The organism is Brucella anthropi ATCC 49188, from assembly GCF_000017405.1.
GTDB lineage: Bacteria > Pseudomonadota > Alphaproteobacteria > Rhizobiales > Rhizobiaceae > Brucella > Brucella anthropi.
On the sequence record NC_009667.1, the window covers coordinates 428,891 to 453,845 of the forward strand.

Below are 24,955 nucleotides of genomic sequence, written 5' to 3' on the forward strand. Positions count from 1 at the left end.
GATGATCTTCATCAGAGGGAATGCATTCGGGACAAGCATTATGGATCAGTCGCTGCAACGTGTTGGTGGCGTAACAAGGCCGTTCGACGTAACGCACCGGATGGTGATGCTGATCGCCATTCCCATGACGCTTGCTGCAATCACGACGCCGCTTCTCGGACTTGTGGACATGGGCGTTGTCGGCCAGATGGGACAGGCCGAGCTGATCGGCGGTCTGGCGATCGGCGCGCTGGTATTTGACTTCCTGCTATCGATGTTCAACTTCCTCCGCTCCGGCACGACTGGACTTGTGGCGCAGGCCGTGGGTGCGGAAGATGCAGTGGAAGAACAGGCGATCTTCTGGCGCGCAATCATTATCGCGGTGGTAGCCGGCAGTCTGATGATCCTGTGCCTGCCGATCATCATCGCTGTCTCGTCCACTTTCATGCATCCAACTTCCGCCACGCAGGAAGCCATGGCGACCTATGTGTCGATCCGCATGTTGTCGGCACCGGTTGCGCTGATCAATTATTCGATCCTCGGGCTGGTTCTTGGCCGCGGACAGGGCCTTGTCGGTCTCGGTCTTCAAGTGCTGCTCAATGGCATCAATATAGTGCTCTGCATCATCCTCGGTCTTGAAATGGGCTGGGGCGTCACGGGGGTTGCCTGGGCGACAGTGACTGGTGAAACGGTTGCCGCTCTCGTCGGCATGTTCATCGTGCTGAGGCATTTCCGCAAGGATGCATCCCTGCGTCCGAACCGGGCACGCATCTTTCAGAAGCAAGGAATTTTGCGCATGTTCGCGGTCAATCGCGACATCATGATCCGTTCGTTCCTGCTTCTGACTGCCTTCGCGTTTTTTACGCGGGCGGGATCCGACCTTGGGACGGTCACGCTTGCGGCCAATGCCGTCTTGTTGAACTTCTTTCTCGTTGCCGGTTTCTTTCTGGACGGCATGGCGGCGGCTGCCGAACAGATTGTCGGCCGGTCGATCGGAGCGCGTTACAGCCCGGCCTTTGTGCGGGGTGCCAAGCTCACTTTCGTGTGGGGGCTGGTCATGGCGAGCATCATCGCCTTTTTCCTGCTGGTGTTCGGCGATGCCATCATTGGGCTTCTGTCCAAGGCGGAAGACGTTCATGCCGAGGCTCTGAAATATCTGCCATGGGCGGCGCTGACAGGCATTACGGGGCTGCTGGCCTTCCATATGGACGGGGTCTATATCGGCGCCACATGGTCGCGCGACATGCGCAACATGATGTTTCTGTCGCTCGCACTCTTTATGGTTGTTCTTTATGCGGCAAAGCCCGTGATGGGCAATCACGGGCTTTGGCTGGCTCTCAATCTGTTTCTGTCTATCCGCGGCGTTACGCTTCTGGCGATTCTTCCGCGACGCTATCGTACAGAATTCATAGCTTGATCATGCAGACAGTTCGCGCCGGGCCCAGTCTTTGGTGTCCCGGTCGCGCAGTGCGGCGATGTTGGTAACGCCCTCACGTTTTACAGCGGCGGACAGGCCGCGCACGATTTCAGCAGGCAGGTTCGGGCCGCGATAGATCAGGCCCGTATAAAGCTGGACGAGATCGGCGCCTGCCTTGATCTTCGTCAGCGCTGTCTCGGCGCTATCTACACCGCCGACACCGATCAGCGGCATGTCAGGACCGACGCGCTCGCGCATCCGGGCAAGGACGATGGTGGAACGGTCGAAAAGTGGGGCACCGGAAAGCCCACCTGTTTCATCACGATTTTCTGCGCTTTTAAGTCCGGCGCGTGAAAGTGTCGTATTGGATATGATGATGCCGTCCAGCTTCTGTTCGGTTGCCTCGGCGGCTATATCGTCCAGTTCTTCATTGGCCAGATCCGGCGCGATCTTGAGGAAAACCGGACGCTTCAGCGTGCACATCTTGCCTTCTTCGTTTCGGGCTTCCAGTACCCGGCTCAACAATTCACGCAGGCTGTCGCGAGCCTGAAGATTGCGCAGACCGGGAGTGTTGGGCGAAGAGATGTTGACCGTGAAATAACGTGCCAGCTGATAGAAGCGGCGAATACCGGCAACATAATCGGCGATGCGGTCTTCGGCATCCTTGTTGGCACCGATATTGACGCCCACGATACCGCTCTTGCCTGCACGTTGCGACAGGCGTTTAAACGCCGCATCATGGCCTTCATTGTTGAAGCCAAGACGATTGATAACCGCTCTATCTTCAACGAGGCGGAAAATGCGCGGGCGTGGATTGCCGCTTTGAGGGCGCGGTGTGATGGTGCCGATTTCGGTGAAGCCGAAGCCCAGTTTCAGCAATGCATCCGGGACTTCGGCGTTCTTGTCATAACCCGCCGCCATGCCGAGCGGATTTGGAAACTGCAGGCCGGCAACCTTGACGGAAAGAGCCGGATCGTTTGGCGCGCCGCAGGTGACAAGACCTGTCTTCAGGCCAGCGATGGAAAGGCCGTGTGCCTGTTCCGCATCAAAGGCAAAGAGGGCACGTCGCCCGAGAGTTTCAAAAAGCCCGCTCATTAATCTTCCAGCTCCGGAAAAATGTGAAGACCATCATCGCCCAGTGGCAAGGGTTCAACCTTCAAAACAGCTGCAAGCGGCAGCTCGCCGTAAAGATGAGGAAACAGGGCTCCGCCGCGTGAAACTTCAAATTTCAATGCTGCTCCAAGCGCGGAAGCGTTCACACTGATCAGAAGCAAATCCTGTTGGCCCGCAAAATGCTTGGCTGCTGTTTCCCGCACCTGTGTTGCAGTAGAGAAATGGATATAGCCGTCGGCAATATCAACCGGAGCCCCGGTAAAACTACCAGCCTGTTCTGCTTGTGCCCAAAGGTCGCGTGGAGCGATCTTATAGATGATCTCATTGGTCATAGCTGCTCTCTAGACCGAAATTCTTCGGAAATCAAAGTCCCGCATGTTCGATTTTCGTCGTAAACGTCCCATATGATGGGGACATCTCAAAGAGAAGCTGAAGGGAATTGCATTATGTTGAACAGAAAGACACTGATGGTTCGTAATCTGGCTGCTGTTGCTCTTCTCGGTTCAGCGCTTGCTCCAAGTGTTGCATTTGCGCAGGAAAACGGGCGTTATCGGCTGGAAGGCACGGAAACCGGTTATGTCCGCCTGGATACACGAACCGGGGCGCTCTCGACCTGCACGGAGCAGCAGGGACAACTCGTCTGCAAGATGGCGACCGAAGATCGCGAAGCTTATGAGAACGACATTGCCGACTTGCAGGATCGTCTAGAGAAGCTTGAAGACAAGGTGTCCGCTCTTGAGGGGAAGGGCGGAAGTGCCGCTTCTGGCCTGCCGACCGAGCAGGAATTCGAGCAGTCCATGAGCTATATGGAACGCTTCATGCGTCGCTTCATGGATATTGCGAAAAGTTTCGACAGCGAGCCGGAAAGCCCGAACAAAGAAACTGCGCCGGGCGGTCGGACCTGACGATAAAGAAAAAAGGCGCCATGCGGCGCCTTTTCATTAGAGCATTTCCAGCAAAAGTACGAAGCGGTTTTGCGTAGGATAATGCGTAAAAACAAACAGATAGAGCGGAAGCGCGAACGAATGTGAATGCTTTCCGCTCTATTGAGCGAAACGCTTTGTCGCTTCGATCAGTTCATGGGTGATGCCGGGCTCTGTGACGGCGTGCCCTGCATCCTCGACGGTTCTGAGATCGGCTTCGGGCCACATCTTCTTCAACTGCCAGGCATTGATAAACGGCGTGCAGACATCATAGCGGCCATGCACGATCACACCAGGAATATGCCGGATGCGATCGACATTGCGCAGAAGCTGGTCATCGGAATCGAGGAAGCCGCGGTTCTGGAAATAGTGGCATTCGATACGCGCAAAAGCGATGGCGTATTGGTCTTCACCGAAGGCATTGACGCGGGCCGGGTCGGGCATAAGTGAAATGACCGAGCCTTCCCAGCGCGCCCAACGTCGCGCTGCTTCAAGCTGCACCTGCGGGTCACGATCAGTCAGGCGCTTGTAATAAGCGGCGATCATATCGCCGCGCTCGGCTTCCGGGATATGCTCCTGATAAGCCTCGAAATGGTCCGGAAATAGAATGCTTGCGCCGTTGGAATACATCCAGTCGACTTCAAAACGACGGATCATGAAGATGCCGCGCAGAACAAGCTCGGCCACGCGATCCGGATGGGATTGCGCATAGGCAAGGCCAAGGGTCGATCCCCAGGAGCCGCCGAAGACCTGCCACTTCTCGATGCCGAGATGCGCGCGAATATGTTCCATATCCGCCACAAGGTCCCATGTCGTGTTTTCACGCAGTTCCGCATGCGGGGTCGAACGGCCGCATCCGCGCTGGTCGAACAGGATGATGCGATAGCGCTCCGGGTCGTGCAGACGGCGCATGGTCGGTGTGATGCCGCCGCCGGGGCCGCCATGGATCATGATGACCGGCTTGCCGTCCGGGTTACCGCATTGCTCGACATGGATTCGATGCAGCGGAGAAACCTGAAGCATCTCTTCCTTGAACGGTTGGATTTCTGGATAAAGCGTATTGCGCGTCATGAAATGCCTTTTTGGTTCCCTTCCATTAGGCTGGTCGGGCCGCTCTTATGTTATTTTCGACACCAGCCTAACATACAATGCGGCCAGATGGCGGCAATGCGTATTGTGAAAACGGGTTAGCAACGTGAATTTTGGTTGCCCAAGCCAAAAAACGGCATAAAACGGAGTGGTTGGCTGATTGGCCTGCACCGCGAGGGGAGGAGACCTGAAACAATGGCGCGCGAGGCACATGCATTTCATCATTGCTGACGATCACCCGCTTTTCCGGGGCGCACTCAGGCAGGTCCTTTCGGGACAGTCGCAGAGTGTTGAAATCATCGAAGTCGGCGATTTTGACGCCGTCAAGAAACTGGTCGGGGAACGAGAAGATATAGATCTTCTCTTGTTGGATTTGACGATGCCGGGAGGAACCGGGCTTTCCGGTCTGGTGACGTTGAAGGCCTTGCAACCGGCGCTTCCGGTTATCATCGTCTCGGCGACTGACGATGCTGCCACGATCCGTCATGCTGTCGAGCTCGGCGCTTCCGGTTTCATCTCGAAATCCGCCAGCATGGAGACCATTGGCGAGGCCGTGCGTGCCGTTCTGGCTGGCGATATCTGGACACCTGCCGATATTGAGCTGGATCATCCGCACGACCCTGAAATTGAGGCTCTCATTGCGCGACTGCGCACATTGACACCGCAGCAGACACGTGTGTTGACCATGCTTGCCGAGGGTCTTCTGAACAAGCAGATTGCCTATGAGCTTGGCGTGTCGGAAGCCACGGTCAAGGCGCATGTTTCGGCGGTGCTGCAGAAACTTGGGGTCGACAGCCGCACGCAGGCGGTCATTCTTCTGTCACGCATCGGTAATGATGCCCTGAGCACGGATTGAATGACGGTCAACTACTGAGCGGCGTTCTGCGCTGACCTATTATCCTGCCTCGCATGATAAAAATGCGATAGAAGGGAACGCAATGCGGCGGGCCGAAGTGGCTTGTGCAAAACCGTGACGTTCTCGTCTTCAGCGCGCTGGCGGACTTCCTTGGAACGATCGGCTGTCAGCAGGACGGCGGGTATTTCCACCTGAAACGTCTCGCGCGCAAAGCCGATCATATCGAGGCCGTTTTCGTGTAGAAGATGATAATCTGCGACGATCACATCGGGCGGTGTGGAGTGGTCGGCACAATAGTTCTTCAACGCTGCTCCACTGCGCAACGTCGTTACATGGCATCCCCACCCGCGAAGCAGCGTTTCCATCCCGGAAAGGATGCTGGCGTCATTATCGATGCAGAGAACATCGAGCCCGGTCAGTTCCAGCGCTTTCTGCAGGCCGCGGCGGCTCTTCACGTCATCAGCGGGCACTTTTTCCTGTGAGACAGGAATGCGCAGGGTGAACATGGTTCCCTTATCGGGCGTCGAAGACAGGGATAGCGGCAGCGACAGCAGCCTTGCGATGCGGTCGACAATGGAAAGGCCGAGGCCAAGCCCTTCCGCTTCCCGCATGCCCTCATCCAGTCGCGTGAACTCCCGGAAGACAAGTTTCAGCTTTTGCGATGGAATGCCGATGCCGGTATCGAACACCTGCAACTCCACAAAGGAGCCACGACGCCGAACGCCGAGCAGAATACCACCCTTGCGGCTATATTTGATCGAGTTGGAAACAAGGTTCTGGATCAGGCGGCGAAGCATATTGCGGTCCGTTTTGACAACGATGCTCGACGGCACAACGCGCAACTTCAGCCCTTTGGCGGCTGCAAGAGGCGTAAAATCGGTAGCAATCTGGCTCATCAGCTTGTCGAGGTGAAACACCGAGAGGTCAGGCTTGAGTGACCCGGTGTCCAGTCGGGAAATATCCAGCACCATACCCAGAATGGCTTCCACGGCCTCCAGCGAGGAATCGATATTACGTGCGAATTCGCTCGTTTCGGAGCGTCCGAGTTTTTCGGCAAGCGCCGTACTATACAATCGCGCTGCGTTGAGAGGTTGCAGAATGTCATGACCGGCTGCTGCCAGAAAGCGTGTCTTTCCCTGATTGGCCTCTTCTGCTGCCGTCTGGGCCTTGGCGAGCTGCTGGTTGACGCGGGTCAGTTCTGCCGTGCGATCCGCCACGCGCTGCTCCAGCATTTCCGCTGCCTTCTGGCGCGTGACGTCGGCTTCGACTGCTGCCGTGATATCGGTATATGTCGCGACAATTCCGCCATCCGGCATCGGGTTGGATTGAATTTCCAGCACCTTGCCCGTCGATTTCATGTCGATGCGCCATGGCTGGCGCACAGCTGCGAGCGAGCGGATGACCCCGTTCTGCGCGTTGAACGATATATCGCCGCGGCTGTGCAGCTGTTCCACGATTTCCGAAACGGGTATCCCGACCTGCATCACTTCATCTGGGAGATCGAAAAGCTTGCGGAACTGCCGGTTCCAGAAAGTCAGCCTCAGATCCTTGTCTAAAACGGTAATTCCCTGTTCCATCTGATCGAGGGCCGTTTGCAGCAGATTGCGGTTTTGCTGCAAGGCGGTCGAAGCATCGTCAAGGAGCTGTCGCGCGTCACGTCCTGATGCATCGCTCTTCTGCAAAAGCAGTGACAGTACAAGGCGCGCCGATGCCGAGCCGACGGCTGTGCCGAGCAGCTGCTCCGCATGACGGATGAGCGGTGTGTCGACAGTCATGCCCGGATCAAGCCGCCTCTGTTCCCTTCCTTCAAAGCGCAGAAAGGCGCGCTCGACACGTTCCGCACCGAGATAGCGCGCCATGGTGGCTTTCAGTTCGGCAACAGTGACGGTTGTGCGGAAGCGCTTGAGCGTCGGCGTGCCGATGAAATAACGCGGCAGGAAGATGCTTGCCTGAATGCGTTCGAGCGGTGTCGAGGTTCGTGAAAGGGAACCAAGGATGTAGAAGAGCGTATTGGCTGCAAGGCTCCACATCACGCCATTGGTCAGCGGGAGAGCGTTGGTTCCGAAAAGCGCTTCGGGACGTAGCGCCGTAAAGCCAAGGAAGCCGTCGCGCAGAATAGCAGCATTTTCCGGCGCCATCGTTGGCAGTAGCAGTGTGTAGGCCCAAACCAGAAATCCTGCTGACAGTCCCAGCATGGCACCGCGCCCATTCGCATTGCGCCAGAACAACCCGCCGATGAAAGCCGGAACAAACTGGGCAATTGCAGCAAAGGAAACGAAGCCGATCGAGGCAAGATGGATGTTGTTGGAGGTAAACCGATAATAGGCGAATGCGAATGCCAGAATGCCGATAATGGTGAGGCGGCGTGTGTTCAGAATGACTTTGGTCAGGTCGCGCTGTTCGGCGGCATGTTGCTTCGCGAGACGCCGGATGAAGAGCGGCAGCACCAGATGGTTGGAGATCATGATCGAAAGCGCAACGCAGGCGACGATGACCATCGCCGTTGCCGCTGACAATCCGCCGAGAAAAGCCACCAGTGCGAGCCAATGAGCGCCTGCCGCCAGCGGCAAAGCCAGAACGTACAAATCTCCGCTGACATTGCCTCCGAGCGTCATCACGCCAATCAGCGCGATGGGAAAGACGAAGATATTGATGAGGACCAGATAAAGCGGGAAGAGCCAGGAGGCTGTTCGCAGTTCCTTTTCACTCCGGCTTTCCACCACGGTCACATGGAATTGTCGCGGCAGCATGATGATGGCGGCGGCACTAAGTGCGCTTTGTACGATCCATGTGCCGATGGATGTCTGATAGTGGAACGCTTCCAGCGCTTCTGGTGATTGGGATATCTGATTGATCAGTTGCGATGGGGCGCCGAACAGAAAGAAGGTGCAGGCAAAGCCAACGGTCAGGAAGGCGCAAAGCTTGATGACGGATTCCAGAGCCACAGCCAAAATAAGGCCGTTCTGATGTTCCGTGGCGTCGGTATGGCGGGTGCCGAAGAGGATCGCAAAGACAGCGAGCACAGCGGCAACGGGGAGGGAGATGTCACCGAATATGAATACCGACGGATCGACGGCTGATCCGTAATGCTCCATGACAAGACCGACACTGCCAGAAACGGCTTTGAGCTGCAGCGCGATATAGGGGATCGAGCCGACGGCTGCGATGCAGGTCGCAAGAGAGGCTACACCGAAGCTCTTGCCGTAGCGGGCAGCGAGAAAATCAGCAATTGACGTGATGTGCTCGGATTTCGCCAGTCGCACGATATGCCGCAGCAGCCGGTTGCCGAGCGTAAAGACGAGAATGGGGCCGATATAGATTCCAAGGAACTCAAGACCGCGCTGAGCCGATAAGCCGACAGAGCCGAAGAAGGTCCAAGAGGTGCAGTAAACGGCCAGACTGAGCGCATAGATGTAGGGGCGCGGAGCACTGTTCCAGCGCGACGTGCGCCGGTCGCCGATGCTGGCAACTGCAAAAAGCAGCAGCAAATATAGAAAGGCGGCGCCAATAATACCCCAGCCCTGCATAGTCGGCCTGTTCCCTCACTCCTCGATCATGATTTGACGCAAGCACTTTCGGTGCATTCGTGCAAGATTATTGATGAAAAACAGTGTGTTTTAGCGGTTTCATCTTTTCTTTGGTAATTTTCGCCTACACACTAGGAGTGTGATCCCGAAGAAGTGCACGTCATTTTTCAGGATAGCATTTGAAATGGCAGGGCGCTTTTCAGTTTCGCTTCTGAGATGGGCCCTGCCATCCACTGCCAGTTTATCTGGTGCCCAGGTTGATTTGGCGAACGCCACCGCGGCAGGACGGCCCCAACGGTCCGCGTTCGTGAGGGAGACAGGTAATGCTAAAGGAATTCAAGGAGTTCGCCCTGAAGGGCAATATGGTCGATCTGGCCATCGGTGTCATTATTGGCGGGGCGTTCGGCGGCCTCGTCAATTCCATCGTCAACGATATCATCATGCCGATCATCGGTCTGATCACTGGCGGTATCGATTTTTCGAATATGTTCATACAGCTGGCAGGTGAACCCAGGGCCACACTGGCAGCTGCCCGTGAAGCCGGTGCGACTATTGCCTACGGCAATTTCGTCACGCTTCTCATCAACTTCCTGATCATCGCATGGGTATTGTTCCTTGTGGTGAAGGGAATGAACCGCATGAAGAAGAAGGAAGAGGCAAAGCCGGAACCGGAAGCACCGCGCGAGGAGGTCCTGCTGACCGAAATTCGCGATCTTCTGGCAAAGCAGAAAGCCTGATTGATTCAGAACTGGCGAACGAATGCGGGGCCTTGTGGCCCCGTTTTCTTTTGATCCATAAATACGCTTGATCGGACCATCACAAAAAGCCGCGTGATTTCGCTAACGGGCCTTGATAAGCACGAAATCAAAATCGAAGTTCAACGCGGGGAAATCATGACGCTCATAGCCAATCTTCGTCGGGAAGCAGCTCAATCACCCGAAAGCGGGATTGTGGCGGTCGCCAATCACGGACGCGGGCGCGAGGGGCTCATCCCGCTTTGGGTAGGCGAGGGAGATCTTTCGACGCCCGATTTCATCCGCGCCGCGGCCCAAAAAGGTATCTCTGAAGGCGAGACCTTCTATACCTGGCAGGCTGGCATCCCGGAACTGCGGGAGGCGCTGGCTCGCTATCACGCGCGTCATTTCCCGCTGCCCCTGAAACCGGAGAACTTCTATGTCACCGGCTCCGGTATGCACGCCATCGAAATGGCGCTGACAGCAACTGTTGGGGCGGGCGAAGAGGCGATTTATCTTTCCCCGGCCTGGCCAAATTTTGTTGGCGCAGCTGGTCTGGCAGGCGCTGTTCCGGTTCCGGTCGAGCTGGAATTCGGTGCCAATGGCTGGTTGCTCGATCCAGAAAAGATCGCAGCCGCCATCACGCCGCGCACGAAAGCACTCTTCATCAATACGCCATCCAATCCCACCGGCTGGACAGCGGACCGTGAGACATTGCAATTCATTCTCGATCTTGCCCGCAAGCATGGTCTCTGGATCATCGCCGACGAGATTTATACCCATTTCTATTATGGTGGCGGTCGCGCTCCATCCTTCATGGATATTATGGAGCCGGATGATCGCATCATCTTCGTCAACTCGTTCTCCAAGAACTGGGCGATGACGGGCTGGCGTGTCGGCTGGATGACGGTGCACCCGTCACTGGGGCCGATCATTGAAAATCTGATCCAATATTCGAATTCGGGTGTTGCCCAATTCATGCAACGTGGTGCCGTTACGGCTCTCGATGAAGGCGATGCCTTTATTTCGATGCAGGTTGAACGGGCGCGTTCGACGCGCGATAGCCTGTGCGCAGCGCTGTTATCGACCGGCAAAGTTCGCCTGACGCCGCCTCAAGGGGCATTTTATCTTTTCTTCGGCGTGGATGGTGTCGGGGATTCGGTCAAGGCGGCCATCGATATGGTGGACAATGCCAATGTCGGTCTGGCACCTGGCAGCGCTTTTGGCCTCGGCGGCGAAGGTTTTTTCCGTCTCTGTTTCTGCCGCGATCCGGAACAGGTGGACGAAGCCGCACGGCGGCTCGTGCGCTGGATCGAAAAGCTCTGACAAAAAAGGCCGCTCGAAGCGGCCTTTTTATTGGAGAATTCCAGAAATTGTCAGCCGCCAGCCTTGGAGACCATCAGCGGAATGATCCGCTCGGAACTGGCTGGCTGCGAAACAGTGGGCTCTGCATAAGGAATGCCGAGTGCATTCCAGACTTCCAGCAAGGCATCCTTGAGGCCGTCGATCAGGGCGTCGTCATGCAGAGGCGACGGCGTGATACGCAGTCTTTCGGTTCCGCGTGGCACGGTCGGATAGTTGATCGGCTGGATATAGATGCCGTGCACTTCCAGCAAACGGTCGCTGGCTTTCTTGCAAAGTTCAGGATCGCCGACCAGAATAGGCACGATATGCGTTTCGGACGGCATCACGGGGAAACCTGCGGCCGAAAGCACGTCCTTTGCGCGCTGCGCCTGACGTTGCTGACCGTTACGCTCCACCTGCGAATTCTTCAAATGCCGGATGGCGGCCGTCGCAGATGCGGCAACTGCTGGTGGCAAAGAGGTCGTAAAGATGAAGCCCGGTGCATAGGAGCGTACGGCGTCAACAATCGCGCGCGAACCGGTAATATAACCGCCGAGAGCGCCAAAAGCCTTGGCAAGCGTGCCCTCGATAATATCGATGCGATGTGCCAGACCGTCGCGTTCGGTAATGCCGCCGCCGCGCGCGCCGTACATGCCAACAGCATGAACTTCGTCGATATAGGTCATGGCATTATATTTGTCGGCGAGGTCGGCGATCTTCTCGATCGGCGCGATATCGCCATCCATCGAATAGACGGATTCGAACACGATCAGCTTGGCGCGCGCCGGATCGGCGGCCTTCAAAAGCTGTTCCAGATGCTCGACGTCATTGTGACGGAAAATCTTCTTTTCCGCGCCTGAACGACGCACGCCTTCGATCATCGAGGCATGGTTCAGTTCGTCGGAGAGGATGAGGCAGTTCGGCAGCAGCCGTGCAATCGTGGAAATCGAAGCTTCATTGGAAACGAAGCCCGACGTGAAAACGAGGCCGGCTTCCTTGCCATGCAAATCGGCGAGTTCGGTTTCGAGTTCGACCAGCGGATGATTGTTGCCGGAAATATTGCGCGTGCCGCCGGAACCTGAGCCAGCATTGCCAGCTGTATCGCACATTGCCTTGATTACGTCGGCGTGGTGTCCCATGCCAAGATAATCATTGGAACACCAGACGGTGATTTCACGGGCAGTGCCATTGTTGCGCCAGATAGCTCGGGGGAAACGTCCGACAATACGTTCAAGATCGGCAAAAACGCGGTAACGCTTCTCGGCGTGCAACTGGTCGATCGCTTCTTCGAAAAAACGGCGATAGTCCATAATGCGCTCCTTAGTCTGTGCACTAACTAGCGCTTTTGGCACTTGCCGTCCATGGCGCATTGATGGGCAATTTGCCACGTTTGTGTGAAGCAGCATTGATTGAAATCAAGCAAATCAGCTCGACGATCAAAATACCGGCGACGAAGTTTTCATCACGAAGCGTGTCGGAGGCTGTTACAGAGTGATCGGCTTCAACAAAGAGTTGCTTGAATGAAACGCAACAAAATACCAGCTTTTTGTGACCTTCATTGAAAACCTGGCACCTTTATGAAACCAACGCGAACGGTGATGAACTATCCAGCCTCGGCGACCGGCGACTGGACTGCCTATTGGCGCGCCTCACCGATGCGACATCTGCGCTTGCGTTGGAGGCACGTGCAGCTTTCGGTTCCGCATCGAAAAAAATCGGCAAATCTGATTGCTGCATCCGGAAGCTTCGAGGCTTTACGGCCAGGCGATCTGCCGCTTGTTTGCGTGGTTCGCAATGCTGCGCCCTATATGAAGTCGTTTCTGCGCTATTATCGCGAGATGGGTGTTACGCGTTTCATCGTTGTAGATGACCGATCGGACGACGGAACGACCGAAATCTTGTCCAGTGCTCCTGATGTGGATTTGTTCACCTCGGACGTTGGCTACGCACAGGCGGACCGCGGACGTGTCTGGCGCGATGCCCTGTTCAATCTCTACGGACGCGGGCGCTGGTATTTGTCGGTTGATGCTGACGAGTTCTTCGTATTTCCGAGAATGGAGCAACGGGATATCCGCTCTTTTATCGAGGAGCTGGAAGGGAATGGAATTCGTCGGTGTCTGGCACCGATGATCGACATGTATCCCGGCGGCCTGCTGCGTGAAGGAGTCTTCGTCGATGACGGGACGAAATATCCGTTCGAGGTTTCGTCGCATTTCGACGGCGACGGCTACACGGCGACATGGGAGAAGTTCGGGGTAGCGGTGCGTGGTGGACCGCGTTTGCGCTTGTTCGGACGCAGCATGCGACTGTCAAAATTTCCGCTGATTTGGGTCGATGAAAAGACGGATTATCGCCGGGGCAGCATTCATGGGCCGGGTCCATGTTTCCGGAATTTTCTTCCGGCAACCGGTGCTCTTCTCCATTACCGCTTTTCTTCGCTTTCGGTCGGCGAGTTCAAACGTATTGCCTCCGAAAAGAGCCATGCTGGCGGTGCAGAGCACTACCGCGCAATCGTCGAGAACGAGCGTTTTTCAGACGATCTTTCGCTCGTCTATGAAGGTTCGGTCCAGTACACAGGCCCGGATTGTCTAGTGAGGCGCGGCTTCATGGCTGATTTGCACGACATAGAGCGTGGAGCCAAGCCGAGGAGCCGACTTAGCGCGTGAACGTTTTCCGCAGGAATTGCAGTAATATATCATTGCGCCTGATTGTAAGACGCGGAATGCCGAACGGATCATCATTTGACCGTGCGCGGCGTTTTTCTGTCGTCGTCGCGTTTGTATAGCCTGCCGCTTCGACGATCTTGCGTATCACTGCGTTTTCTCCGCCGTAAGGATAGGCGAAAGACGTGACCTCATGACCGAGCAGGTCTTCAATCTTCATGCGTGATTGCTGGATTTGCGTGATGGCTTCCTGTTCGCTTATTTCCGGCAGGAGGGCATGGTCGAGCGTATGGGAACCGACTTCATGACCAAGATCTGCCCATTCGCGCAATTCGGAAACGCTCATACAGTTGGCGCGCGCAACGCCGATCTTCTGGTCCCAGAGATTGAAGCCGCCGATCTGGTTGGCCACGAAATAGTTCGTGGCGGTGAAGCCAAACTCCTGCAGCACGGGCAGGGCATTACGGAACACATTCTCGAAACCGTCGTCAAACGTGATGACGGCGACTTTGCCCTGTTTCCCGCCGTAAATGTAAGGAATTGCGTCTCTCACCGACAGGCCGCGATAACCCAGCCGTTTCAGCCAGGCCATCTGCTGGCAAAAGCGATCCGGGTGCACGATCATACTGCGATAGGGCGTGCGGTGTTGCGGTGGCACGTCAATCTGATGATACAGGAAAATCGGAACAGGCACGGGAAACCTCAGATAGCTGCGCGCGAGCGCGATTTTATCTTCCAGCGATAAAGCGGGCGCAAGATTTCACGCTTCAGCTTGTCGGGCAAGGAACGCGATTTCTGGATCGTGCTGCCGCCAAGCTGTACCGAGATTTCCTTCACTCCGCCCGGAAGAACGGATAGCGGTTTGAGTCCCGTAACCCAGTTCATTTGTGCCGTGGTGTCGACCGGGCGGTCGAACACTTCGGTTGCAGAGAGCAAGCGCTGCGCGGCTTCCCGCCCGACAAGCTGCGCCACCATGCCAAGGCCGACCGGTACAGGTTCGATGATCCGCAGTGTTTCGGTGTTCAGCACTACGCGCCCGCTTTCACGCTCGCGAAACGGAAAGCGGATGAAGCTATCGGCCTTGAGAATCTGGCACGCAGCGGAATAGGCAGCGGCAAATTCCGGTGTCAGCTCCACATCGTCTTCCAGCACGAGACCTGCATCCAGTTCCTGATCGACAATCGCCTGCCAGGCCTTCCGGTGCGAAAGAAAGCACGCGATTTCGTTGGTGCTGAGCTGGAATGGATAGCGGGGCTTGTGCGCCGATCGCCGATAAACGCGGCTGATTGTTTGCGCATCGAGTGTGCGCCCGTCGACGGCGTTCACTACGTCCGTCTCTACAGGCAGCCTACGAACAAGTTCTTCGACTTGCGGCTGCCGGTCGGTGGCGCGCTCCAGATGGATGATGAAAGCCTTGACGGCCCTTTGGGGGCCGTCATTCGCAGTGATGTCAGGACGCGTTTCGTTCATGGTCCTTATCTACCTTGTAGCATACAGAAAGCTCAAGGTATTTTGCAGATCAGACCGGCTTCCAGCCCGGCTCGACACTATCGGCTTCCGCTCGCCACAAATCGGCGTAGTCGACATTCTGCCAATCCTTGAACCACGGGCCGCCGCGTGTGTAATGCACCACTTTCGGCAGGCCGGTTTCCGGCTTCTCGTTCCAGCCTTCCAGCCAGTTGTAATCCGTCGGCAGAGCGCCAATTTCATCATCGGCAGCCCATTGCATGCGGTGCAGGTAGGCGCCGGTTTCGCTGTTGATCAGCTCCGGCGTCAACTGGCGTGTCGACGGATGCTCGCAGTTGAACAGCATACAGGACGACCAGTTCTTGCGTGGATAGCTGGTCTGCACCTTGCCATCCATCTTCACACTATCCTTGGGCTGATAATCGTGCTGAACGCAATAAACGGCTTTTGAAGGGTCATTGTAAGCTTGGAGGCCAGCAATATCGCCCAGAAAAAGAAAGTCACAATCGCAGAAAAGCGCCCACCCTTTGTAGCCCGCAAGCCATGGCGTGAAAAACCGCGAATAGGTAAACTCCGTCGATGCCAGTGGATCGACTTCCCGCGTGTAGACCCCTCGATCGACCAGGTCCTGCAACTTGATCGGCACGATCTCCAGCGGAATAGAGGAATGCTTCAATGCGGATGCTTTGGCGACTTCATATGCGATGGGCTCGCGAGAATCCCATCCGATGAAAATGCGTAACGGTTCACTCATTCATAGGCTCCTCTAAAGAGATTGTGTCGTGATCGTTCCCCACGTTTTCCGCCGGAAATTATAGTGATGGCGCTGGGTCACTGGATGAGGCTGATGCGTCCGGATTTGACCTTCTGCTCAACCCAACTGCGCTCATCTCCCCAGGTGTGGCGTTTCCAGCCTTCCCAGGTGAAGCCGCAGATTTTAACGTCCCAGCTTTCCTCCGGACATTTTCCGAGCATGTACCAGATGCCAAAAAAGCCGGTGCTTGGAAAGGCTTTGCTTATATTCTCGTCGGTTACACCCAGCTCTTTGCATCCGGCCAGATAGAATTGGGGCGGCATGATCCGGATTTCCTTGCCAGCAGAGCCGACAACTTCGATGGTCTGCATAGTCCAGTCGCCACGCCTTCCCTTGAGACGGGAGAGGAAATTCGGACCAGGGTGATATTTGCGGATGATGCTTGGATGATAGGCAAGCATCACTTCCTTGGCCGCCTTGAAAGTCGGTGTCTGCACGAAGCCCGGATCGCGTAGCCGCCGCTGCATCGGCTTGCTTGAGGTTGCCAGCATCAGGAGATCTGTCCGGGTGCCGCTCATGCCGATGGACTTTTTTGGCTCATTGAAACGGACCACAAAATCGGCAGCATCCACTTCGGCAGAAAGATCGCGCGGCAAAGGCGCATTGCCGACGATGATCAATGTCTTTTTCATGCACTCCAACTCTAATTAGAATGAACCGGTGCCTGTGTCGAAACAGTAGGTATATCTAAATTAGAACTACATAATGATTACAACAATAGGAGGCAATTTCCTTTGTTGTTGGGAAATCCGGGTGAAATGCTAGGATTTCGCTGCAATCACAGCAGCCATGCAGGATATGCACTTCTCAAAAGACAGAGAAAGGCGGAAGCTCACTATCGGGAGGAAGATAAAAAAAGGGGATACCACCATGAATCTTCGCACCCATTTCCATCGCTGGATGCAGTATCGCGAAAATATTCGCGAACTTAGTGGCTGCACGGACCGCGAGCTTTCCGATCTCGGCCTTTCACGCACCGATATTCATCGCGTCGCCCGCGAAGCCGCTTTTGCTTGAACCAGCGGACCAAGGCCGTTTCCCTGTTTCGGGAACCGGCCTGTTTCGATCCGCAAAATCTTCCAAAACCTACACGTCACCCGGCTTCTTGAAGCGGATGTGAATGTTGTCGCCTGCGAGGTCGAAGCCTGCATAATTGCGCTGAAAGGCAATGAGCGCGTCGTTGACGCCCTTTGAATAATCGTCTTCCTGCACATCAATATGGTGCCGGTAGAGAATCCTGTCGTCCTTATAGAATATAACCTGACCTTCCATCATAGCCTCCTTCTGATGAAGCGCTGAGCAGAAATCCGTCGGCGGTTTCAGGCGTCGCGCGCTTTGAAACGGGTGGGTAGAGCAATGTTCTACACACGGGCCTATGGCTGAAGAGGTGCCGGGGCACTTATCCAGTCGGTATATCCATTTGAGATAGGCGATATGGCGGGCGTTTCAAGATGATGCGGTGCCGGTTCCGGCCTTGCTCAGTTCGAGCCAGGCACGAGCGGCATGAGACAGGAATGCGCCTTTTCGCCAGATCAGCGCCAGATTCCAGTTCACATCGGCGCCTTTGATCCTGTGGATGAGCACGCCGGGATGATGCCGCTGTTCCGCGATCATTTTTGGTAGAAAGCCGATGCCCATGCCTGCCGCTACGAGCTCGACGATGAAGTCAATCTGACTGGAGCGGACCGCAACGTTTGGAGAGAATCCATGCGAACGACATGCATCAAGGATAATGTGGTTGAGGGCAAAGCCGCTCTCGAAAAGAATGAACGGCAGGCTGGCAATGTCCTGCAGCGAAACGCCGTCACCGCGTGCAAGCGCATGATCGGTCGAGAGAAGCGCCACAACCGGTTCGCATCGCACATCCTGCCACTCGAAGCTGTCTTCAACCGGCAGAAGCGAAGCCGCAAGTTCCACATCTCCGGCAAGCAGCAATTCCTCCAGCCTCCGGCTGCCGTGCTCGACCAGCTGAATGTCGATCTCCGGATAAAGCTTCGTATAGGCCGCAAAGACGGGAGCGAAAAGCACGCTGGAACCGATGGGTGGCAGGCCGAGTTTCAGCAGGCCGCGCTTGAGGCCGCGGAGCTCACCCAGCTCGGCCAGCATGTCGTCTTTTTCCGCCAGCATGGCAACCGCGCGACGAAAGACAATCTCACCTGCTGTCGTGAGGCGGGAGGGAGAGATTTCACGATCCAGCAGAACCAGCCCCAATTCGTCTTCAAGCTGTCTGACCGCCTTGCTGACAGTCGACTGGGTCGCATTGATGGTTTTTGCGGCGGCGGAAAAACCGCCTTGCCGCACCACTTCGACAAAGGCCTGGAAGCTGCGCAAGTTCATGAGCCATTCTATTACGGAATAGCTGCAATGAAATCAATTCATTTCTAGAATAGCGCCAGAAGGCCTATATTCACCCATGAAAATGCATCAGCCCCCTTGGAAAAGCACATGAACGCCCACAGCCTTTTGATCCGGTTTCGTTACGCACTGCATCACAGCCGTCTGATGCAGATTGCGACGCTGGTCGGTTTCTGGCTGGCGGGTGAGCTTTTCGTCCGCCTCGTCGGTCTGCCTCTGCCGGGGGGCATTGTCGGTATGGCGCTGGTGCTGGCGCTGCTCCTGAGCGGTCGTGTTAGCCTGTTCAGCATGAAGCGCGGCGCAGAATGGTTTCTGGCAGAAATGTTGCTCTTCTTCGTTCCCGCAGTGCTTGCAATTCTCGAGCATAAGGAACTGCTCGGTCTGCTCGGTCTGAAAATCATGGCTGTGATTTTGCTCGGCACGTTGACGGTCATGAGTGTCACCGCACTGACGGTTGATCTCTGCTACCGCTGGAGCCTGCGTTATGTCGCTAAGTAATCCGCTTGTTGCGACGCTTTTCTGGTCTGCCGCGACGATCCTGCTTTATCTTGCTGCCAAGCGCGTCTATCGCCGCTTTCCGATGTGGTGGTTGACGCCGCTCGTTGTTACGCCATTGTTGCTGATAGCGCTGGTCATTGGGCTCAATCAGAACTATCGCGGCTATTTCGGTGCTACCCACTGGCTGGTTGCGCTGCTTGGACCTGCAACGGTTGCTTTTGCGGTCCCGATTTACCAGCAGCGCGCAACGATCCGCCGCTATTGGCCGGTGCTTCTGGCCGGTGTGGTCGTCGGAAGTTCGTCTGCCATGGCTTCCGCATGGGGCCTGGCGCATCTGCTGGGCCTCAACGAAGCAATCAGCCTCAGCCTGATGCCACGTTCAATGAGCACACCGTTTGCGATGACCGTCTCGGGCGATATTGGCGGCGCGCCTGACCTGACTGCGATCTTTGTGGTGCTGACAGGTGTGTTCGGTGCAGCTCTCGGTGAAGTCATGCTCAACTGGCTGCCGATCCGCTCCGCGCTGGCACGCGGAGCCCTTTTCGGTATGGGTGCGCACGGAGCCGGTGTGGCCAAGGCCCACCAGATCGGCAGCGAAGAAGGTTCGATTGCCGGGCTGGTCATGGTGCTTGTTGGTCTCGTGAATGTGCTTGCTGCTCCCCTGATTGCCCACTTTTTGTAAGAGCCTAGTTTTACAGACAATTCTTTAAAAACGCCCGGTTTCCGGGCGTTTTCTGTATTAGCGAATCTGCCTTTTTCTTGAGCATCAACGTCTTTGCATAACTGATATGCATTAATGACCGTTGCTGCAGGGAAGGGGGGCGGGTAAATATCTCTTCATCGAGTTCACTCCTCCTCCCAGAACTCGATAAGGAATGCGGCACTCCTCCTCCCAAGCCGTATTCAAGATCAGGCCGCGCATCCTCCTCCCGCGCGGCCTTTTTCTTTTTTTGCTCCCCTGCATCCTGCTTCGCTTTCATCTCCATGCGTTGACAATGCGTAACTGCATAGCCCCATAGGCAAGCTGCAGCATCTGCTCTATCTCTGATTCAAGTTTTGAATCGGGGAGACAGTGTCCATGACAAGCGGCATCCACCACATCACCCTCATCACCCGAAAAGTGCAGGCGAATGTCGATTTCTATGCCGGCTTTCTGGGGCTGCGTATCGTCAAGCAAACAGGCGGGTTCGAGGATGCCGAGCAGCTGCATCTGTTCTATGGCGACCGCTCGGCCACGCCCGGATCGTTGATTACGTTTCTGGTCTGGGAAGATGGTGCCAAGGGGCGTGTTGGTCACGGTCAGGTCAGCGAAATCGCGCTTGCCATCGATCGCACGGCCATCGGTTTCTGGCTCGAACGCGCCTTGCGTTATCATGTGCCTTCCGAAGGACCGGTTCAGGAGTTTGGCGAACCTGTTCTGCGCCTGCGCGATCCCGACGGTGTGATCGTCAAGCTTGTCGGTTGCGATCTTGCCGCCAATGATGCGTGGGAAAGCGAAGGCATTCCGCCAGCTTTCGCCGTCAGGCGTTTGCGTGCCGCGACTATTCTGTCCGAAGCGCCGGAACAGACGGCAGGTTTCATCGAACGTTATTTCGATTTCAGGCCTTCGGCGAAAGAAGGCACGATAGATCGTCTTCTGTCGGATTCCGGCGACGCCATCGATGTGCGTGACGCCGGCGGCTTCTGGCCGGGCATCCCCGGCACGGGCATTGCCGATCATGTCGCTTTCCGTGCTGCCGATACTGGCGACGTGGAAAAGGCGGAGAAGGAGCTTTCCAAGCTTAATTCCAGCGCCGTCAATGTGCACGACCGCAAATATTTCACGTCGCTCTATGTTCGCGAACCGGGTGGAACGCTGTTCGAATTTGCAACCGACGCACCGGGCTTTGCAATAGACGAGTCGGTCGAGAAACTGGGTCAGTTCCTGTTCGTACCGCCCGGTAATGAAGAAAAGGCCGATGCCATCCGGGCACGAATGCCGCAATTCGCTCTGCCGGGCGAAGAGCGCGTCATCTATCGTGATCTGCCTTTCGTTCATCGGATACACCAGCCGGAAGACCCGGATGGCAGTACACTGGTGCTTTTGCATGGCACTGGTGGAAACGAAAACGACCTGATGCCGTTCGCCCGCAAGGCTGCGCCGCACGCAACCCTTCTGGGGGTACGGGGACGCAGCACGGAAGAGGGCATCCAGCGCTGGTTCCGCCGCTTCGATCTGAAAAAATTCGATCAGGCCGATATTCAGTTTGAAGCGCAGGCATTCGAGGCTTTCGTTGAAGGTGCCGCCGCCGCTTATGGTATCGATTTGAATCGGACAGCCTTTATCGGGAACTCCAACGGCGCAAATTTGCTGGCCGCTTTCATGCGCCTGCATCCGCATGTGGTTCGCACGGCGGTTCTTCTACGCGGTCAGGAGGTTCTGGAGGAGCAGCCCGATGGCGCTGATTTGTCGGACGCTTCAGTGCTTTTGATGAATGGTGCTTCCGATCCGTTCGGCGATGAGACCGGGACGCTGGAAAAAGTCCTGAGAGACGACGGGGCGGCGCTTACCATCAGCACGGTCGAAGCAGGGCATGCACTCATCGATGAAGATATCCTCATTGTAAGCGACTGGCTTCGGGACAAGATATAAATAAAAGGGCTGCGGAGAATTCCGCAGCCCTTTTACTATATTAATCGAGGGACTTCAGGTTACGCTCGATGGCTTCCCGCTTTCCTTCGAGGAAAGGTGGAAGCGACAGGCTTTCGCCAAGGCTTTCAAGTGGTTCATCGACTGCGAAACCCGGCCCATCGGTAGCGATTTCGAACAGGATACCGTTCGGCTCGCGGAAGTAGAGCGAGCGGAAGTAGTAACGTTCCACTTCGCCGCTTGATGGCATGCGCACGGACCTCAGACGGTCGACCCATTCCTGCATGCTTTCCTGATCTGGCGTGCGGAAGGCCACATGGTGCACGGCGCCCGCACCCTGCCATGCAGTTGGCAGGTTCGGCTGTACCGCGACATGCAGTTCGGCGGCAGCACCGCCCGGCCCCATGGAGAAGACATGGACATGGCCTTCGCCGTCAGGCGAAGCGTAATCGCCGGTCTGGCGCATGTTCATGACCTTTTCCAGAATGATCTGGGTCGGTGCCAGTTCGGGAACGCTAAGCGTAATCGGTCCGAGACCTCTGATCTGCCTTTCCGCAGGCACGGGACTCCGGTCCCAGCTATGGGCCTCACCCGCGCCGCCATCATCGGTCAGGCGCAAGCGCTGCCCTTCCGGGTCTTCGATGTCGAGAACAGCCCGTCCCGCGACCTCGAAAATATCGCCCGTCTGGACGCCTTTATCGTTCAGGTGCTTTCGCCACCAATCGAGACTTTCGACACCGTTCACACGCAAACCAGTGCGGGCGACGCTGTTGGTGCCGCGCTGTTCGCGCTGTACCGGCCAGTCGAAAAAGGTGATGTCCGTGCCGGGCGAAGCCAGCCCGTCTGCGTAGAACAGATGGTAGGCGCTGGTGTCGTCCTGATTGACGGTTTTCTTGACGAGCCGAAGCCCGAGCGTGTCGGTATAGAAGCGCCGGTTGCCGGGCGCATCGGCGGTAATGGCTGTCAGATGGTGCAGCCCTGTCAGTTCCAATGCCATAATGTGCCTCCTTCAGAAACGGAGTTGCTGTTGGGGGATATATCGGTCTGGGCTGATCGTGAGGAAAGTATCACCTGTTGAACAGTGTGTAACCCATAAGCCGCAATCGCCTTGCGTTCCGACAACGGTGGATAATTGGGGCTTGGCAGAAGGTTTCAGGTAAAGAATATATTAACCCTCAAAGTTCGGGTGTAATACCAAAACTAGATGAGTTTGACCCATCGAGTTTTGGTTAAGCCTGTGCGGCGATTGAGCATTTTCAGGGCGTGATGCGTCAGCATCTCAGCGCCCTCGTATAAGAGACCTGCTGGCGTGGCGTTGAGGGAGTTTGGTTTTGCGGCGCGTTTTTTCTCGGACTGCCCCTGCGTTGCTTGTTCTTCTGTCTGTGCTTGCCGGTTGCGCCAGCCGGCCTGAAGGCGTGCTTATCCCGGTCGGCGATGTCGCTTCGCCCGGTACGACGAAGGTGAATCTTGTCGTTGCCACCACGCGCCGTCCGTCTGATAATCCCGGCATTCTTTTCTCCGGCGAACGCGACAAGCTTGTGTCGCTCAACGAGATCGTTGTGTCCATTCCGCCGGAAAAGAACCGCAAGGCGGGTGAAGTGCAGTGGCCCAAGAAGCTGCCGCCCAATCCGCAGAAGGATTTCACCACCGTCAGCGTGACACCGGTCAAGACCGATGTGGAAATGGCAGGCTGGGTCCGCCCGCATCTGACTAAAAGCCGCCGCGTAATGGTGTTCGTGCACGGCTTCAACAATACGTTTGAGGATTCCGTCTATCGCTTTGCGCAGATCGTGCACGATTCGGGAGCCGACGTTGCACCGGTGATTTTCACCTGGCCATCGCGCGCCAGTGTTTTCGACTACAACTACGACAAGGAAAGTACCAATTATTCCCGCGATGCGCTGGAACAGATCTTGCGCGCCATCGCACGCGAGCCAGAGGTCAAGGATATCACTGTCATGGCCCATTCGATGGGCAGCTGGCTGACGGTCGAGGCTCTGCGGCAGATGGCGATCCGCGACGGTCGCGTCAATGCCAAGATAACGGATGTCATTCTGGCATCGCCCGATCTCGACGTTGATGTGTTCTCCAAGCAGTTCCTTGCCATGGGCAAGCAGCATCCGCGCTTCACGTTGTTCACGTCGCGGGATGACAAGGCGCTTGCATTGTCACGGCGCATTTCGGGCAATATCGATCGTCTCGGCCAGATCGATCCGTCAATCGAGCCTTATCGCTCCGAGCTGGAAAAAGCAGGCATCACCGTTATCGACCTGACGCAGTTGAAGGCGGGTGACCGTCTCAACCATGGCAAGTTTGCTGCAAGTCCGGAAGTCGTGCAGCTGATCGGTCAGCGCCTTGTCGCAGGCCAGACCATCACGGATTCGCAGGTTGGCCTCGGTGATCGTCTGGGGGCGGTGGCGATGGGCACGGCACAGGGTGTCGGCACGGCTGCCTCGCTGGTGGTGACGGCGCCGATTGCCGTGTTCGATCCGAACACGCGCAAAACCTATGACGAGCAGATTGACCGTTTCGGTCGTGCTGTCGGCAATACGGTTGGCGCGGTAACTACCCCCACGCAGTAAAGTATGCCGACAGCGTTCTTTTCTCTGCAGTTGTCATATTTGAGCTGACGCTGTAGGACTCGCGGCCAACAAATTCGGGCCGCGAGGAGGACCTCATGCAGATCATCCGCACCATTGAGGAATTGCGTCAGATTTTGGCACCAGCAAGGCGGGCGGGAAAACGCATCGGCTTCGTGCCGACCATGGGCTACCTCCATAAAGGCCATCTAGAACTGGTTCACCGCTCCAGAGCGGAAAATGACGTGACTGTCGTGTCCATCTTCGTCAATCCGTTGCAATTCGGCGCGAATGAAGACCTCGACAAATATCCGCGCGATCTGGAACGGGATGCGGCTCTGTTGCACAGAGCGGATGTCGATTATCTTTTCGCGCCAGCGGTCAGCGACATGTATCCGCAGCCGATGCAGACGGTGGTGGATGTGCCAACCCTCGGCAACCAGATGGAAGGCGAGGCACGTCCCGGTCATTTCGCCGGTGTCGCAACGGTGGTGAACAAGCTTTTCAACATCGTCGGCGCGGACGCCGCCTATTTCGGCGAAAAGGATTTTCAGCAACTCGTCATCATCCGCCGCATGGTGGAGGACATGGCTATTCCGGTGCGCGTTGTCGGTGTTGAAACGGTGCGCGAGGAAGACGGGCTCGCCTGTTCGTCCCGCAATGTCTATCTGTCGCCGGAGCAGCGCGCCGCCGCCATCATCGTACCGAAGGCACTCGATGAGGCCGAGCGACTTTATCGGTCCGGCGTGGATGATCCCGATGCGCTGGAAGCGGCAATTCGCACTTTCATTGCCACGGAACCGCTGGCGACGCCGGAAGTGGTGGCGCTGCGTGACCCCGAAACGTTGGAACGCCTGACGGCAGTGCAGGGGCGTCCGGTGCTCGTCGCGCTGTTCGTGCGGCTCGGCACGACGCGGCTCCTCGATAATCGCGTGATCGCGCATGTCGCGCAGGAACAGGCGGCCTGA

The 24,955-nt window shown here is 56.4% G+C and carries 25 protein-coding genes; 12 read left to right on the forward strand and 13 right to left on the reverse strand.

What is annotated here, in order from left to right; translation table 11 throughout:
* Window positions 1-40 precede the first annotated feature (40 nt).
* A complete protein-coding gene (locus OANT_RS02115) occupies window positions 41-1,396 on the forward strand; it encodes an MATE family efflux transporter (protein WP_010658224.1) in 1,356 nt (451 codons plus the stop codon).
* Here the strand turns inward: OANT_RS02115 and OANT_RS02120 are convergent, their stop codons facing one another.
* On the reverse strand, window positions 1,397-2,491 hold the full coding sequence (locus OANT_RS02120) for a quinone-dependent dihydroorotate dehydrogenase (protein ID WP_012090704.1): 1,095 nt from the start codon (window positions 2,489-2,491) through the stop codon (window positions 1,397-1,399).
* Complete coding sequence (locus OANT_RS02125; RefSeq protein ID WP_010658226.1) at window positions 2,491-2,841, reverse strand: DUF952 domain-containing protein; 351 nt, start codon at window positions 2,839-2,841, stop codon at window positions 2,491-2,493. The genes OANT_RS02120 and OANT_RS02125 overlap by 1 nt, the downstream gene beginning before the upstream one ends.
* Window positions 2,842-2,955: 114 nt before the next feature.
* Here OANT_RS02125 and OANT_RS02130 point away from each other — a divergent pair, with 114 nt between their 5' ends.
* A complete protein-coding gene (locus OANT_RS02130; RefSeq protein WP_012090705.1) occupies window positions 2,956-3,414 on the forward strand; it encodes a hypothetical protein in 459 nt (152 codons plus the stop codon).
* A gap of 138 nt (window positions 3,415-3,552) precedes the next feature.
* Here the strand turns inward: OANT_RS02130 and pip are convergent, their stop codons facing one another.
* Window positions 3,553-4,503, reverse strand: coding sequence for a prolyl aminopeptidase (gene pip, locus OANT_RS02135; RefSeq protein WP_012090706.1), 951 nt, complete (start codon window positions 4,501-4,503; stop codon window positions 3,553-3,555).
* 229 nt (window positions 4,504-4,732) lie between these two features.
* On the opposite strand from pip, the gene OANT_RS02140 reads away from it, so the two are divergent.
* A complete protein-coding gene (locus OANT_RS02140) occupies window positions 4,733-5,377 on the forward strand; it encodes a response regulator transcription factor (protein WP_010658229.1) in 645 nt (214 codons plus the stop codon).
* A gap of 11 nt (window positions 5,378-5,388) precedes the next feature.
* Here OANT_RS02140 and OANT_RS02145 read toward each other — a convergent pair whose 3' ends face one another.
* A complete protein-coding gene (locus OANT_RS02145; RefSeq protein WP_012090707.1) occupies window positions 5,389-8,904 on the reverse strand; it encodes a PAS domain-containing hybrid sensor histidine kinase/response regulator in 3,516 nt (1,171 codons plus the stop codon).
* A 323-nt stretch (window positions 8,905-9,227) separates the two neighbouring features.
* Between OANT_RS02145 and mscL the strand changes: the two genes are divergently transcribed.
* Window positions 9,228-9,641 (forward strand): large conductance mechanosensitive channel protein MscL, encoded by a 414-nt coding sequence (gene mscL / locus OANT_RS02150; RefSeq protein WP_010658231.1) that lies wholly within the window; start codon window positions 9,228-9,230, stop codon window positions 9,639-9,641.
* Between the two features lie 156 nt (window positions 9,642-9,797).
* Window positions 9,798-10,964: a pyridoxal phosphate-dependent aminotransferase gene (locus tag OANT_RS02155; protein WP_012090708.1), complete on the forward strand. Its 1,167-nt coding sequence runs from the start codon at window positions 9,798-9,800 to the stop codon at window positions 10,962-10,964.
* A gap of 50 nt (window positions 10,965-11,014) precedes the next feature.
* Here OANT_RS02155 and hemA read toward each other — a convergent pair whose 3' ends face one another.
* Window positions 11,015-12,292: a 5-aminolevulinate synthase gene (hemA, locus tag OANT_RS02160; RefSeq protein ID WP_012090709.1), complete on the reverse strand. Its 1,278-nt coding sequence runs from the start codon at window positions 12,290-12,292 to the stop codon at window positions 11,015-11,017.
* Window positions 12,293-12,580: 288 nt separating this feature from the next.
* Here hemA and OANT_RS02165 point away from each other — a divergent pair, with 288 nt between their 5' ends.
* On the forward strand, window positions 12,581-13,648 hold the full coding sequence (locus OANT_RS02165) for a glycosyltransferase family 2 protein (protein WP_231771317.1): 1,068 nt from the start codon (window positions 12,581-12,583) through the stop codon (window positions 13,646-13,648).
* Here the strand turns inward: OANT_RS02165 and OANT_RS02170 are convergent.
* The 4 genes from OANT_RS02170 to OANT_RS02185 all read right to left on the reverse strand — a co-directional run bounded on the left by OANT_RS02170 (window position 13,638) and on the right by OANT_RS02185 (window position 16,558).
* A complete protein-coding gene (locus OANT_RS02170; RefSeq protein WP_012090711.1) occupies window positions 13,638-14,339 on the reverse strand; it encodes a polysaccharide deacetylase family protein in 702 nt (233 codons plus the stop codon). The genes OANT_RS02165 and OANT_RS02170 overlap by 11 nt on opposite strands.
* 8 nt (window positions 14,340-14,347) lie before the next feature.
* Window positions 14,348-15,115, reverse strand: a complete 768-nt coding sequence (locus OANT_RS02175) for a glycosyltransferase family 25 protein (protein ID WP_010658236.1) — start codon at window positions 15,113-15,115, stop codon at window positions 14,348-14,350.
* Between the two features lie 49 nt (window positions 15,116-15,164).
* Window positions 15,165-15,866: a hypothetical protein gene (locus OANT_RS02180; RefSeq protein ID WP_010658237.1), complete on the reverse strand. Its 702-nt coding sequence runs from the start codon at window positions 15,864-15,866 to the stop codon at window positions 15,165-15,167.
* 77 nt (window positions 15,867-15,943) lie between these two features.
* Window positions 15,944-16,558: a glycosyltransferase family 29 protein gene (locus tag OANT_RS02185; RefSeq protein ID WP_010658238.1), complete on the reverse strand. Its 615-nt coding sequence runs from the start codon at window positions 16,556-16,558 to the stop codon at window positions 15,944-15,946.
* 238 nt (window positions 16,559-16,796) lie between these two features.
* Between OANT_RS02185 and OANT_RS25250 the strand changes: the two genes are divergently transcribed.
* Window positions 16,797-16,943 carry a DUF1127 domain-containing protein gene (locus OANT_RS25250; RefSeq protein WP_010658239.1) on the forward strand — a complete coding sequence of 49 codons (147 nt, stop codon included), beginning with the start codon at window positions 16,797-16,799 and terminating at the stop codon, window positions 16,941-16,943.
* A 69-nt stretch (window positions 16,944-17,012) separates the two neighbouring features.
* On the opposite strand, the gene OANT_RS02190 is transcribed toward OANT_RS25250, so the two are convergent.
* Together OANT_RS02190 and OANT_RS02195 are read right to left on the reverse strand one after the other, a co-directional pair.
* Window positions 17,013-17,198, reverse strand: coding sequence for a hypothetical protein (locus OANT_RS02190; protein WP_010658240.1), 186 nt, complete (start codon window positions 17,196-17,198; stop codon window positions 17,013-17,015).
* Window positions 17,199-17,372: 174 nt separating this feature from the next.
* Window positions 17,373-18,263, reverse strand: a complete 891-nt coding sequence (locus OANT_RS02195) for a LysR family transcriptional regulator (RefSeq protein WP_012090713.1) — start codon at window positions 18,261-18,263, stop codon at window positions 17,373-17,375.
* Between the two features lie 108 nt (window positions 18,264-18,371).
* On the opposite strand from OANT_RS02195, the gene OANT_RS02200 reads away from it, so the two are divergent.
* Together OANT_RS02200 and OANT_RS02205 are read left to right on the forward strand one after the other, a co-directional pair.
* Window positions 18,372-18,779 (forward strand): CidA/LrgA family protein, encoded by a 408-nt coding sequence (locus tag OANT_RS02200; RefSeq protein ID WP_010658242.1) that lies wholly within the window; start codon window positions 18,372-18,374, stop codon window positions 18,777-18,779.
* On the forward strand, window positions 18,766-19,461 hold the full coding sequence (locus OANT_RS02205; RefSeq protein WP_012090714.1) for an LrgB family protein: 696 nt from the start codon (window positions 18,766-18,768) through the stop codon (window positions 19,459-19,461). Before OANT_RS02200 ends, OANT_RS02205 begins: the two co-directional genes overlap by 14 nt.
* A gap of 10 nt (window positions 19,462-19,471) precedes the next feature.
* On the opposite strand, the gene OANT_RS26670 is transcribed toward OANT_RS02205, so the two are convergent.
* Window positions 19,472-19,765: a hypothetical protein gene (locus tag OANT_RS26670; protein WP_041544928.1), complete on the reverse strand. Its 294-nt coding sequence runs from the start codon at window positions 19,763-19,765 to the stop codon at window positions 19,472-19,474.
* Window positions 19,766-19,857: 92 nt separating this feature from the next.
* On the opposite strand from OANT_RS26670, the gene OANT_RS02215 reads away from it, so the two are divergent.
* On the forward strand, window positions 19,858-21,411 hold the full coding sequence (locus OANT_RS02215) for a VOC family protein (protein WP_012090715.1): 1,554 nt from the start codon (window positions 19,858-19,860) through the stop codon (window positions 21,409-21,411).
* A 40-nt stretch (window positions 21,412-21,451) separates the two neighbouring features.
* Here the strand turns inward: OANT_RS02215 and OANT_RS02220 are convergent, their stop codons facing one another.
* Window positions 21,452-22,405, reverse strand: coding sequence for a ring-cleaving dioxygenase (locus tag OANT_RS02220; protein WP_012090716.1), 954 nt, complete (start codon window positions 22,403-22,405; stop codon window positions 21,452-21,454).
* A 328-nt stretch (window positions 22,406-22,733) separates the two neighbouring features.
* Here OANT_RS02220 and OANT_RS02225 point away from each other — a divergent pair, with 328 nt between their 5' ends.
* Entirely contained in the window at window positions 22,734-23,990 is a 1,257-nt protein-coding gene (locus tag OANT_RS02225; protein WP_041544929.1) for an alpha/beta hydrolase, read from the forward strand.
* Between the two features lie 95 nt (window positions 23,991-24,085).
* Window positions 24,086-24,955 (forward strand): pantoate--beta-alanine ligase, encoded by an 870-nt coding sequence (panC, locus tag OANT_RS02230; protein WP_012090718.1) that lies wholly within the window; start codon window positions 24,086-24,088, stop codon window positions 24,953-24,955.